A 13,564-nucleotide genomic window follows, 5' to 3' on the forward strand; every position below is an offset into this window, starting at 1 on the left:
ATGTTTTGAAACGCATAAAAAAGCCCCATCAGGAAACTGATGGGGCTTTTTTCATCTACCCGCCGGATCGTTCAACCGAGCGGGGTTTACAGGGATCAGAAGTGGTAGCGGTAGTTTACCATCAGCCCGGTATCACGCAGGCCATCCTCCTGCCAGTGGTAGGCATCGGCGCTCAGTGCCGCCTGTTTGCTTTGGTACTTCACGCCGACCTGCGCCAGCCCGTTAACGCCGCCGCCTTTCTGGCCGTCTTCCACGCGGAAGCGCTGACCGGCCGCGCCCTGCAATGACGCAGTGCGTTCACCCTGGCTGTAGCTCAGGTTCGGGCCGCCCTCCAGTGTGGCGGTGGCCGCCCAGCCATTGTCCCCGGCGTAGGTCAGTTTCAGGCCAGCCACGGCGTCTACCGCCGTTTCCTCAACGCCTGACATGCGCAGGTTGAAGTCACCCGCACCGCGCTCGTTGTAACCCTCCTCCGAGGTGTAACGCAGCTTCATGCCCGCGAACGGCGTCAGCGTCAGCCCCTTCTGTGGGGTGTAGCTTTTCGCCATCTCGCTGCGGAACTCCAGGTACTGCTGGTTGTTGTCGCTGTCGGCCACGCGATTGACGTCGCCGTACTGCACCTGCCGGTTGCTGTCGAGGTTATGGATGTCATAGCGCAGGGCGTTGTTCCAGCTCAGGCCACTTTCTGCCAGCGGCAGCGAGTGCTGCACACCGAAGAACTGGCTGTAGCCACCGGTCACGCCGTTGTCACCGGCGGTGCTGACATCGCCGTCACCATCCAGCCGGGCGATACCGTACTCCAGCGAAAGCGTCTGGTGGTTGTCCAATGCAAACTGCTGGCGCAGTGCCATCATGTCATAGCGGGTGTCGTTGCCCAGTTCACTGCGCTGGTCACCTTTCGCCACCACGTTGAACGCCAGTCCGTTGCCCATAGTTGGTGCGGTGTCAGCCAGCATCTCAAAGCGGTTGCCCAGCACGCGCGCGTCACGTGCCACGCTTTTCGCCTGACTGCCGGAGATTTGCCGTAGCGCGCTGTTCAGCTCCGCGGTGCTCTTCAGGTTGAGGCTGGTGAACAGGTCGTTGTTGGTGTAGGCCGCATCCAGCGCCCCGGCGATGCTGGACACGCTGTCGTCACTCACCACGTCCGCGTAGGCGTTTTTGGTCATGGTGACATCCACGTTGCCGCTGTCGTCTTTCTGGCCTTCGGCACTCCACACCACGCTGGTGGAAGTGATGTTCTGCTCGCCGCTGATATTGTCACCGACAAACACATCGTTGAATGTTTGGGTGGTGGCGGCACTGCCCTGCGTAAAGCCGGTATCAATCGATACGTCGCCCAGCGCCACATTGTTGGCGGTCAGCGTCCCGGCGGTGCCGTCAGCGTTGGTGCCAATGGTGTACTGGTTCAACGTGCTGGCGGTCGTCGGATCGGTCGGCAGGGTGTAGCTGGCGTAGTGCGTCTCGCTCTTGTCGTCGGTATTGCCGTTGACCCCGGCAATCTCCACGTCGCTCTCTTTTACCAGCCCGCTGCCCGTGCCCTCCAGATTGACAGTGCCGTTGTTGACGATGCGGCCGTTGTCGCCCAGCTGGCTGAAGGCGTAGGAGTCCGACGCATAGATATTGATGGTGCCGTTGTTCTCCAGCACCGCGTCGGCAGTGGCGTTGGCGTCGAGTTGCATCGCCACCATGCCAGTGTCGCTGGTGCCTTCAGTGCCGAGGTTAATGGTGCCGTTATTTACCAGTTGCGCATTGCTGCTGCCTTTCATCGCCACCGTGTTGCTGCCGCTGACGTTCATCACGCCGTCGTTGATCGCCACGGTATTGGTGTTCTTCATATACACGGCGGTGCCGTTGGCGGCGTTATAGTTCACTTCACCGGTGGCACCGCTGTAGCCGTTCAGGCCGTCGCCCTGATTCCAGAAGGTCGAGGCCTCGTTACGGTCGGATATCGATGCCACCAGCACGCTGCTGCCGCCGGTCTGGTTGATGGTGCCGTTGTTAATGATGCTGTTGCCGCCGCCTTTGCCGAGCTGCAAACTGGCACGGCTACCCTGCGAACCGTCACTGCTCAGGGTGCCGCTATTTTTGAAACTCGACACACTCTGTACCATCAGGTTGCGCTTATTGGTGAGCGTGATAGTGCCGTCAACAGCATTATTAAACACGCTCTGGTCCCGCAGCCAGAAATCCTCGCTGGTATTGGCGTTCCAGGTACCGTGGTTGGTCAGGTTGCTGCGGTCGGTTTCGGCCCCGTTCTCGATGGTGCCGCCGGCATTATTGATAATGGTTGCGTCGGTGGCCACCGGTTGGGCACCGTCAATCACGCCGCTGTTATTGACAGTGCCCCTGCTTGTAACAGAGAGGGTGGTGAGAGTGCCCTCATTATTGACGGTGCCATGATTTTCAACGGTCAGCGGTGCACTGACGGTGGCCCCGCTCTCATTGTCCAGTGTGCCCCAGACGCTCAACCCGCTGCCCTCGACGGTGCCGGTATTGCTGACAGTGGTGTCGGTGTAGATCAGCGTATTTTGTGTCAACGTGGTGGTGCCGCTCAGCACCGTGCCGTCAATTAACTCTTGCGTAGCCAGCGTGCTGCTGTTGTCGGCGTCGTCCGGTATGCCATCGCCGACATTAATCTGCCCGCGGTTGATAATGGTGTTGTTGGCATTGCCATCGCTGTAGAACGCCTGACCGTTTTCAGCATTGATATTGATCACGCCAGTGGTGTCGTTGATGGCGGTAGCGCCCTGATACACCGCCATACCTACCAGTGGCTGGCCCGGCTGGGCATTTTCATTGCTCTCCAGGTTAATGGTGCCCTGATTGATAACCTGATTACCGCTACCATAGGCCACCATACCGGCCCCGGCGTTATACACCGTGATCGTCCCGTCCTGATGGTTGGTGGCAATGGCGTTACTTTTGGTGCCACCATAACCGTCTGTGCCAGCATACATGCCGACGGCAAAGTCTTTGGCTGAGGCGGACGGGATGTTGGCTGCCATCTGCGTGGTATCGGCCGCATCTTTCCACAGCGCATCGGTGGTGATGGTGCCAAAGTTATCGGCGGTGCTGTTATCAATTGCATTCATTGCCACGCCGCGGCCATACACCTCCAGCGTGCCGTCGGCCATATTGGTTGCCGAAGCGCCATGAACAGCCGTCATTAACTGGATACCCACCACGGTATTATTCGACCAGCCCATGTCGGAAATTTCTGTGCTTGTCTTGGCGTTCCACAAGCTGTCTTGGTTCATGATGTGGCCGGTGAGTGTCCCCTCATTGATAGCAGAGGCACCGTCATACGCGTACAACGCACGGGAAAAGAGCGCCTGGTCTGTTAGCAGGCTGGTACGTTGGAGGTCAATACTGCCCTGGTTGAGCAGCAGCGTATTTTCGCCGTCCCCCTGCACCAGCGTCATATCAGCGGCCTGGATGGTGCCCTTATTTACAAAGGAGGCCCCTGAGGTAAGGGCGACCAGACTGGCATTCTGTGTAAATTGGTCTGCACCATTGTAATTATTGTAAGCCGTGATACCCGACGTGTTTAAAGATGCGCCCTCAGCGATCTCCAGTTGGCCACCATTCGCGAGCGCAAAGGCATTGATGCCGACCGGGAAGTTACCATCAATGGTGCTCTCTCCTTGCAGGGAGAGGGTAGAGGCGCCATCAATGGTGATGGCCGCAGCTGGCCCCAATCCCTTGCGTTGTTCGGCAATGGCATTTCCTGTTGCCGTATCGGCGATCTGATCTACCTCCCCGGTGAGCTGGAGGCCCTGCTGCAACTCCACGCGGTTACCGTCGCCGCTGATGGTCACGCCGGAAATAGTCTCCTGTGAGCCATTCTCTTTGGCAGATTTATAGGGCGCGACTTCCGTATCCACCACCACCTGTAGATGGCCGTCCAGCACCACCGTATTGTTGCTGCCAGTGACGGCAATCCCGGTGGTGGCATCATAAAATTTCTCGCCGGCCAGCGGGGAGGACTGGTCTTTATCGACCCGCATGTCACCGGTCAGAGTGATCTGATTGGACTCGCCCGTGACCTGTACGCCGGTAGCCTGCTGGCCAATCACGTCGATATTATCAGCGCTCAGGTTGACGGTGTTGTTCTGCCCGCTGACGCTGATGCCGGTGGCAAAATCGCCCACCACCATATCGCCACGCTGGTTCAGGGTGTTGCTGTCACCGGCAACGACAAAGCCGGTGCCGCCGTTGCTGAGCGTGGCATCACCATCGGTATTCAACGTATTGCCATTACCCGTTACCTCCACGCCAGTGGAGCCGCTGCCATCCACCACGACGGGGCCGAGGGTATTGAGGGTGTTGTCATTTCCGCTAAGGCTCAGGCCGGTGCCGCCGGCCTGCGCGCCGGTGGCGGCGTTATTGTTGATGGTGTGACCATCCAGCGCCAGTTGCGTGCCGATATTGCCTTCGCCAACGCCGATGCTGTCTTCATTAATATCGATAACCTTGCCTACGTCATCGCCATTGTCATCACCGCCGCTGGTGGCGGTATGGCCGCTGTCGTCATCGGCCACAATCAAGCCCACCGCCAACGCGGCGGCCACCGCGCCACCGGCGATCCACGTCCACTCCTCCTGTGAGAACGCGGTCGGGGTCAGGCAGGCCTTGGGCAGGGCGTCGCGCTGCTCTTGAGTGAGCTGGTTGATATTGGTCGGGCATTTCAGAGGGGTTTTATCTTCGGGGGTATCAGCGGCAAAACTATTATTGCTGATAGCCAGGGCAATACAGAGTGAGAGAAGTTTTTTACGTTGCATGATTCACCTTCAAGCGTATTTGACGAGTCATTTCCCTGGCTTGAAAAAGTCAGGGTTTAATTCCATTTCGAAAGCACGTAAAAGCAAGGATTACGGTGTTGTTATCATTGGGGGTCACTTGAAAATTTGAAGAGAAATTATATCAATTGATAGCAAATGTCCCGGTGTAGCGAAAATAATTCCACGAAACGCCAAGGATTAGAATGACATAAATAAAAAACAGTAAGTTAGACGGAAGGAAATCTTAATTAAAATTTGCTTAATCTTTTATTAATTTGAAATTGATTACCGCTGATAATCTTTTATGGATTAACCATTCATTAAATATTTATTTAATAGAAATAAAAACAGGCGACCCATTCGGGGAAATAATAGGGTGAGAGTTGCCGCTTCAGCGCCAGCGGTTTTTACGGCATAAGAAAGCCCCATCAGGAAACTGATGGGGCTTTTCATACCCGCCGGATCGTTCAACCGGGCGGGGTTTACAGGGATCAGAAGTGGTAGCGGTAGTTTACCATCAGCCCGGTGTCACGCAGGCCATCCTCCTGCCAGTGGTAGGCATCGGCGCTCAATGCAGCTTTTTTACTCTGGTACTTCACGCCCACCTGTGCCAGTCCGTTAACGCCGCCGCCTTTCTGGCCATCTTCCACGCGGAAGCGCTGACCGGCCGCGCCCTGCAACGAGGCGGTGCGTTCACCCTGCTGGTAGCTCAGGTTCGGGCCGCCCTCCAGTGTCGCGGTGGCCGCCCAGCCATTGTCACCGGCGTAGGTCAGTTTCAGACCAGCCACCGCGTCCACGGCCGTCTCTTCAACGCCTGACATGCGCAGGTTAAAGTCACCGGCCCCGCGTTCGTTGTAGCCCTCTTCAGTAGTGTGGCGCAGCTTCATGCCCGCGAACGGCGTCAGCGTCAGCCCCTTCTGTGGGGTGTAGCTTTTCGCCATCTCGCTGCGGAACTCCAGGTACTGCTGGTTATTGTCGCTGTCCGCCACGCGATTCACATCGCCGTACTGCACCTGCCGGTTGCTGTCGAGGTTGTGAATGTCATAACGCAGGGCGTTATTCCAGCTCAGGCTACTGTCGGCCAGCGGCAGCGAGTGCTGCACGCCAAAGAACTGGCTGTAGCCACCGGTCACGCCGTTGTCACCAGCGGTGCTGACATCGCCGTCGCCATCCAGCCGCGCAATGCCGTACTCCAGCGAAAGCGTCTGATTGTTGCCCAGCGCAAATTGCTGACGCAGCGCCATCATGTCATAGCGTGTGTCGTTGCCCAGCTCACTGCGCTGGTCACCCTTCGCCACCACGTTAAACGCCAGTCCGTTGCCCATAGTTGGTGCGGTGTCAGCCAGCATCTCAAAGCGGTTGCCGAGTACGCGCGCATCCCGTGCCACGCTTTTCGCCTGACTGCCGGAGATTTGGCGTAGTGCACTGTTCAGCTCCGCGGTGCTCTTCAGGTTCAGGCTGGTGAACAGGTCGTTGTTGGTGTAGGCCGCATCCAGCGCCCCGGCGATACTGGACACGCTGTCGTCACTCACCACGTCCGCGTAGGCGTTTTTGGTCATGGTGACGTCCACGTTGCCGCTGTCGTCTTTCTGGCCTTCGGCGCTCCATACCACGCTGGTCGAGGTGATGTTCTGCTCACCGCTGATGTTGTCGCCGACAAACACATCGTTGAATGTTTGGGTGGTGGCGGCACTGCCCTGCGTAAAGCCGGTATCAATCGATACGTCGCCCAGCGCCACATTGTTGGCGGTCAGCGTCCCGGCGGTGCCGTCAGCGTTGGTGCCGATGGTGTACTGGTTCAGCGTGCTGGCGGTCGTCGGGTCAGTCGGCAGGGTGTAGCTGGCGTAGTGCGTTTCGCTCTTGTCGTCAGTGTTGCCATTGACCCCGGCAATCTGCACATCGCTCTCTTTCACCAAGCCGCTATTGGCCCCGGCCAGATTGACCGTGCCGTTGTTGACGATGCGGCCATTGTCGCCCAATTGGCTGAAGGCGTAGGAGTCTGACGCATAGATATTGATGGTGCCGTTGTTCTCTAACACGGCGTCGGCAGTGGCGTTGGCATCCAGTTGCATCGCTACCATGCCGCTGTCAGTGGTGCCTTCAGTGCCGAGGTTGATGGTGCCGTTGTTCACCAGCTGGGCGTTGCTGCTGCCTTTCATCGCCACCGTGTTGCTGCCGCTGATGTTCATCACGCCGTCGTTGATTGCCACGGTGTTGCTGTTTTTCATATACACGGCGGTGCCGTTGGCGGCGTTATAGTTCACCTCGCCGGTGGCACCGCTGTAGCCGTTCAGGCCGTCGCCCTGATTCCAGAAGGTCGAGGCGTTAGCATGGTCAAAGGCCGATCCCACCAGCACGCTACTGCCGGTCTGGCTGATGGTGCCGTTGTTAATGATGCTGTTGCCGCCATTCTTGCCAAGCCGCAACACCGTCTGATCTTTCTTGGTGTCGGTGCTGATTATGGTGCCGCTGTTTTTGAACACCGAGCCACTCTCAACCGTCATGTTGCGCTGGTTAGCGATGGTAATCGTGCCGTCAGTGGCATTGTTCATCACGCTCTTGCTGCGCAGCCAGAAGTCTTTGTTATTAGTGGCATTCCAGTTGCCGTGGTTGGTCAGGGTGCTGCGGTCGGTCACGGCCCCGTTCTGGATGGTGCCGCCGGCATTGTTGATAATGGTTGCGTCGGTGACCACCGGCTGGGTGCCGTCAATCACGCCGCTGTTATTGACGGTGCCGCCGGTAGTGACGGAGAGATTGGCAGCGGTACCCGCATTATTAAAGACGCCCTGATTCTCAACCGACAGTGGCGCACTGATGGTGGCCCCGCTCTCATTGTTCAGCGTGCCCCACACGTCCAGTTGGTTGCCCTCGACGGTGCCGGTATTGCTGACGGTGGTGTCGGTGTAGACCAGCGTATTTTGCGTCAACGTGGTGGTGCCGCTCAGCACCGTGCCATCAGGCAGTTCATCCTGTGCCAGCGTATTGCTGTTGTCGGCGCTGTCCGGTACACCGTCGCCGACATTAATCTGCCCGCGGTTGATAATGAGGTTGTTGGCATTGCCATCGCTGTAGAACGCCTGACCGTTTTCAGCATTGATGTTGATCACGCCGGTGGTGTCGTTGATGGCGGTGCCGCCCTTATACACCGCCATGCCTACCAGCGGCTGGCCCGGCTGGGCATTTTCATTGCTCTCCAGGTTAATCGTGCCCTGATTGATGACCTGATTGGTGCTGCCATAAGCCACCATACCGGCCCCGGCGTTATACACCGTGATCACGCCGCCCTGATGGTTGGTGGCAATGGCATCGCTATTGATGTCAGCACTACCATAATTGTCTGAGCCGGCATACATGCCGACGGCAAAGTCTTTAGGCGAGTCGGATGGGATATTTACTGACATTTGCGTGGTATCGGCCGCATCTTTCCACAGCGCATCGGTGGTGATGGTGCCAAAGTTGTCGGCGGTGCTGTTATCAATTGCATTCATCGCCACGCCGCGGCCATACACCTCCAGCGTGCCGTCGGCCATATTGGTTGCCGAGGCGCCATGAACAGCCGTCATTAACTGGATACCCACCACGTGATTATTCGACCAGCCTATGTCGGTAATTTCTGTGTTTGTCGCAGTATTCAACAGGCTGTCCTGATTCATGATGTGGCCGGTGAGTGTCCCCTCATTGATAGCAGAGGCACCGTCATACGCGTACAACGCACGGAGAAAGAGTGACTGGCCGGCCACCAGGCTGGTACGTTGGAGGTCGATACTGCCCTGGTTGAGTAGCAGCGTATTTTCGCCGTCACCCTGTGCCAGCGTCATATCAGCGGCCTGGATGGTGCCCTTATTTATAAAGGAGGCCCCTGAGGTAAGGGTGATTAGACTCGCGTTCTGTGTGAAGTTGTATGCGCCATTGTAATTATTGTAAGCAGTGATACCCGATGTGTTTAAGGATGCGCCCTCAGCGATCTCCAGTTGGCCACCGTTTGAAAGCGCAAAACCAATAAAGCTGACCGGGAAGTCGCCATCAATGGTGCTCTCTCCTTGCAGGGAGAGGGTAGAGGCACCGTCAATGGTGATAGCTATGGCTGGCTCATGGCCTGTTTGCGTGCGTTGTTCGGCAATCGCATTTCCTGCTGCCGTATCCGCGATCTGATCCACCTCCCCAGTGATCTGAAGGCCCTGCTGCAACTCCACGCGGTTACCGTCACCGCTAATGGTCACGCCGGAAATAGTCTCCTGTGATCCATTATCATCACCATATTCAAAGGTCGCGACCTCCGTATCCACCACCACCTGCAGGTGGCCGTCCAGTATCACCGTATTGTTGCTGCCAGTGACGGCAATCCCGGTGGTGGCATCATAAAATTTCTCGCCAGCCAGCGGGGAGGACTGATCTTTATCCACCCGCATATCGCCGGTCAGGATCACCTGATTGGCCTCGCCCGCGACCTGCACGCCGGTGGCCTGCTGGCCGGTGACGGCGATATTATCAGCGCTCAGGTTGACGGTGTTGTTCTGCCCGCTGACGCTAATACCGGTGGAAAAGTCGCCCACTGCCATATCGCCGCGTTGGTTCAGGGTATTGCTGTCACCGGCGACGACAAAGCCGGTGCCGCCGTTGCTGAGGGTGGCATCACCGTCGTTATTCAGGATATTGCCGTTGCCTACCACCTGCACGCCAGTGGAGCCGCTGCCATCTACCACGACGGGGCCAAGGGTATTGAGGGTGTTGTCATTTCCGTTGAGGCTCAGACCGGTGCCGCCGGCCTGCGCGCCGGTGGCGGCGTTATTGTTGATGGTGTAACCCTCTACCACCAGTTGCTTACCCATGTCCCCAATGCCAACGCCGATGCTGTCTTGATTAATATCGATAACCTTGCCTACGTCATCGCCATCGTCATCGTCATCGCCATCACCGCTGCTGGTGGCGGTATGGCCGCTGTCGTCATCGGCCACGATAAAGCCCACCGCCAATGCGGCGGCCACCGCGCCACCGGCGATCCACGTCCACTCCTCCTGTGAGAGCGCGGTCGGGGTCAGGCAGGCCTTGGGCAAGGCATCGCGCTGCTCTTGAGTGAGCTGGTTAATATTGGTCGGGCATTTAATGGATTGTTTATCTTCGATGGTATCAGTAGCAAAACTATTATTACTGATAGCGAGGGCAATACAGAGTGAGAGAAGTTTTTTACGTTGCATGATTCACCTTCAAGCGTATTTGACGAGTCATTTCCCTGGCTTGGGAAAGCCAGTGTGTAATTCCATTTCGAAAGCACGTAAAAGCAAAAGTTACGGTATTGTTATTACTGAGGGTTACTGGAAAATTTGAAGAGAAATTATATCAATTGATAGTAAATGTCCCGGTGTAGCGAAAATAATTCCACGCCACGCCAAAGCGTTCGAATGACATAAATAAAAAACAGTAAGTTAGACGGAAGAAAATCTTAATTAAAATTTGCTTAATCTTTTATTAATTTGAAATTGATTACCGCTGATAATCTTTTATGGTTTAACCATTCATTAAATATTTATTTAATAGAAATAAAAACAGGCGACCTATTGGGGGAAATAATAGGGTGAGAGTTGCCGCTTCAGCGCCAGCGGTTTTTTCGGCATAAAAAAGCCCCCTCAAGGAATTGAGGAGGCTTTTTATATACCCGCCGGATCGTAACCGGGCGGTGTCAGGGCACTGCCCGGCGTTTTGCGTTACTGGTTCTGGTGCTGCCGGTGTTCTACCGTCTCGCGGTACTCATCGAGGAACGGCTGCTCCGCCGGGTCGATGCGATCCATGCCGGAGGTGAAGCGGTGCCAGTAGGGGTAGCGCGGTGCCGGGCGAGTGGCGCGCTCGATGCGCTGGATCTGCTCCGGCGTCAGCGTCAGACGCGCGGAGGCCAGGCTGTCCCGCAACTGCGCCTCGGTGCGCGCGCCGACAATCAGGCTGCTAATGGCCGGGCGGGTGTTGAGCCAGGCGAGGCAGACCTGCGCTGGCGACACCCCATGCTCATCGCCCACCGCCGCCAGCGTGTCGATCACGTCGTAGGCGTGTTCCATGTCATGCACGTAGGGTTCCGGCCAGCCGTTGCCCTGACGGGAACTCTCTGGCGTCTTCTGGCCGCGGCGCACGGTGCCGGTTAGCAGCCCCTCGCCCATTGGCCCCCAGATCAGCGTGCCGACGTTCTGGTCAAGCGCCAGCGGCAACAGCTCAAACTCCGCCTCGCGCGACTCCGGCGTGTAGTTGATCTGCTGGCTGACCGGGCGGTTGACGCCCAGTAGCTCGGCTTTGCCCAGCGTCTTCATCATCTGCCAGCCGGTGTAGTTGGAGGTGCCGTAGTAGCGGATTTTGCCGCTCTGCACCAGCGACTCCAGCGCATAGAGCGTCTCCTCGACCGGCGTCACGCCATCCCAGTTGTGGATCTGGTAGAGGTCGATGTGGTCGGTCTTCAGCCGACGCAGGCTGTTCTCACAGGATTTGATCAGGTGGTAGCGGGTCGCGCCGCTGTCGTTCGGATCATCGCTCATCGGGCTGCGCGCCTTGGTGGCGAGGATGATGCGCTGGCGATCGCGGCCCAGCGCCTCGCCTACCACGCTCTCCGCACCGCCCTTGGAGTAGAGGTCGGCGGTGTCCACGGTGTTCACGCCCTGCTCAAAGGCGATATCCATCATCCGGCGGGCGGTTTTGGCATCCACCTGGCCGGTCTTCTCAAAGCCGTCACTGCCGGAAAAAGTGAGGGTTCCCAAGGTCAATTCAGACACAAACAGGCCGGAGTGGCCAAGCTGGCGATACTTCATCAGTGACTCCTTATTGATGTTGGAGGACTTTTAGGTATAGCCAACTCTCCGGCGAAGGCGAGCCGGAGAGCGGATTTTTAGGATTAGTTGACCCCCGGCTGGCGCGGTGTCCCGGTTTAACGCCGGGCAGCTCAGAGTTTCGGGTCGAGGGCGTCGCGCAGGCCGTCGCCCAGCAGGTTGAAGGCCAGCACCGTCAGGAAGATGGCGAGGCTGGGGAAGATGGCGACGTGCGGCGCGATCACCATGTCGGCCCGCGCCTCATTCAGCATCGCGCCCCACTCCGGCGTCGGCGGCTGCGCGCCCAACCCCAGAAAGGAGAGGCTGGCGGCGGTGATGATGGAGGTGCCGATGCGCATGGTGAAGTAGACCACGATGGAGGAGACGGTGCCCGGCAGGATGTGGCGCAGCAGGATGGTGCGATCCGGCGCGCCGATGCTGCGCGCTGACTCAATAAAGGTCTGGTGTTTCAGCACCAGCGTATTGCCACGCACCAGCCGGGCGAAGGCCGGGATGCTAAAGATCGCCACCGCCACCACCACGTTCGCCATGCCGCTGCCCATGATGGCCACCACGCCAATCGCCAGCAGGATGCCGGGGAAGGCGAACAGCACGTCACAGATGCGCATGGTGATGCGATCCCACCACCCCTCGTAGTAGCCAGCCAGCAGGCCGAGCAGCGTGCCAATCGCCGCGCCAATCACCACCGACACCACGCCAGCCACCAGCGAGATGCGCGCGCCCATCAGGATGCGGCTGAAGATGTCGCGCCCCAGCGAGTCCACGCCCAGCCAGTGCACCAGCGATGGCCCCTCATTCAGGCGGTCATAGTCAAAGAAGTTTTCGGCGTCATAGGGCGCCAGCCAGGGGGCAAACAGCGCCACCACCACCAGCAGCAGCACAAACAGCCCGGCCACCAGCGCCACTGGCTGGCGGCAGAAGCGCAGCCAGAAGGCGCGCCACGGCGTGCGACCACCGCCCGCTGCCAGCCCGGACGCCCGCACCAGCGGCATACCGGCCAGCGTGGCGTCCCGTCTCCACAATTTCATTACGGCCTCACTTATAGCGGATCGAGGGGTTGATGGCGGCGTAGAGCACGTCCACCACCAGATTAATCAGGATAAACTCCAGCGAGAAGAGCAGCACTTCGGCCTGGATCACCGGGTAGTCGCGCATCTCCACCGAATCCACCAGCAGGCGGCCCAGTCCCGGCCAGTTGAACACCTTCTCCACCACAATCGAGCCGCCGAGCAGGAAGCCGAACTGGAGGCCCATCATGGTCACCACCGGGATCATGGCGTTGCGCAGCCCGTGCTTGACGATCACCAGACTCTCGCGCACCCCCTTGGCTCGCGCGGTGCGCATGTAATCCTCGCGCATCACCTCGACAAAAGAGGCGCGGGTGAAGCGTGCCATCACCGCCGCCACCGCCGCACCGAGGGTCAGCGAGGGCAAAATGTAGTGCTGCCAGCTCTCCGCCCCCACCGTCGGCAGCCAGCCCAGCTCCACCGAGAAGATCTGCATCAGCAGCATCCCGAGCGCAAAGGCCGGGAAGGAGATGCCAGAGACCGCCAGTGTCATGCCGAGGCGATCCGGCCAGCGGTTGCGCCAGACGGCGGAGACCACGCCAATCGCCATGCCAAACAGCACCGCCCAGACCATGCTGGTCAGCGTCAGCCACAGCGTCGGCAGGAAGCGTTGGGCGATCTCCTCGCTCACCGGCCGCTTGGAGACCATCGAGGTGCCAAAATCGCCCTGCACCACATTGGCGAAGAAGTGCAGGAACTGCACCGGCAGCGGCTGGTCGAGGCCCAAATCCTGGCGCACCAGTTCCACCACGCTCTCGTCGGCGTCCGGCCCGGCGGCCAGCCGCGCCGGGTCACCCGGCAGCAGGTGGACAAACAGGAACACCAGCACCGCCACAATCAGCAGCGTCGGCACCAGTCCCAGCAATCGTTTTAAAAAGTAGTTCAGCATCGGCTCTTATGTCCCCGGCGGGCGCAC

The 13,564-nt window shown here is 58.5% G+C and carries 6 protein-coding genes; all 6 read right to left on the reverse strand.

The features are described from left to right. Positions 1–95: 95 nt before the first annotated feature. The 6 genes from C1N62_RS11190 to gsiC all read right to left on the reverse strand — a co-directional run bounded on the left by C1N62_RS11190 (position 96) and on the right by gsiC (position 13,537). Complete coding sequence (locus C1N62_RS11190) at positions 96–4,778, reverse strand: autotransporter domain-containing protein (protein ID WP_137763704.1); 4,683 nt, start codon at positions 4,776–4,778, stop codon at positions 96–98. 309 nt (positions 4,779–5,087) lie between these two features. Beyond that, positions 5,088–5,231 carry a hypothetical protein gene (locus tag C1N62_RS23190; RefSeq protein WP_168195850.1) on the reverse strand — a complete coding sequence of 48 codons (144 nt, stop codon included), beginning with the start codon at positions 5,229–5,231 and terminating at the stop codon, positions 5,088–5,090. Positions 5,232–5,269: 38 nt separating this feature from the next. Next, positions 5,270–9,973, reverse strand: a complete 4,704-nt coding sequence (locus C1N62_RS11195) for an autotransporter outer membrane beta-barrel domain-containing protein (protein ID WP_137763705.1) — start codon at positions 9,971–9,973, stop codon at positions 5,270–5,272. A gap of 507 nt (positions 9,974–10,480) precedes the next feature. Continuing rightward, positions 10,481–11,563 (reverse strand): aldo/keto reductase, encoded by a 1,083-nt coding sequence (locus tag C1N62_RS11200; protein ID WP_137763706.1) that lies wholly within the window; start codon positions 11,561–11,563, stop codon positions 10,481–10,483. Between the two features lie 131 nt (positions 11,564–11,694). Then, positions 11,695–12,609 carry a glutathione ABC transporter permease GsiD gene (gsiD, locus tag C1N62_RS11205; protein ID WP_137763707.1) on the reverse strand — a complete coding sequence of 305 codons (915 nt, stop codon included), beginning with the start codon at positions 12,607–12,609 and terminating at the stop codon, positions 11,695–11,697. Between the two features lie 7 nt (positions 12,610–12,616). Then, positions 12,617–13,537, reverse strand: a complete 921-nt coding sequence (gene gsiC, locus C1N62_RS11210) for a glutathione ABC transporter permease GsiC (protein ID WP_137763708.1) — start codon at positions 13,535–13,537, stop codon at positions 12,617–12,619. Positions 13,538–13,564: the final 27 nt, after the last annotated feature.

Source organism: Nissabacter sp. SGAir0207, assembly GCF_005491205.1.
Classification (GTDB): domain Bacteria; phylum Pseudomonadota; class Gammaproteobacteria; order Enterobacterales; family Enterobacteriaceae; genus Chimaeribacter.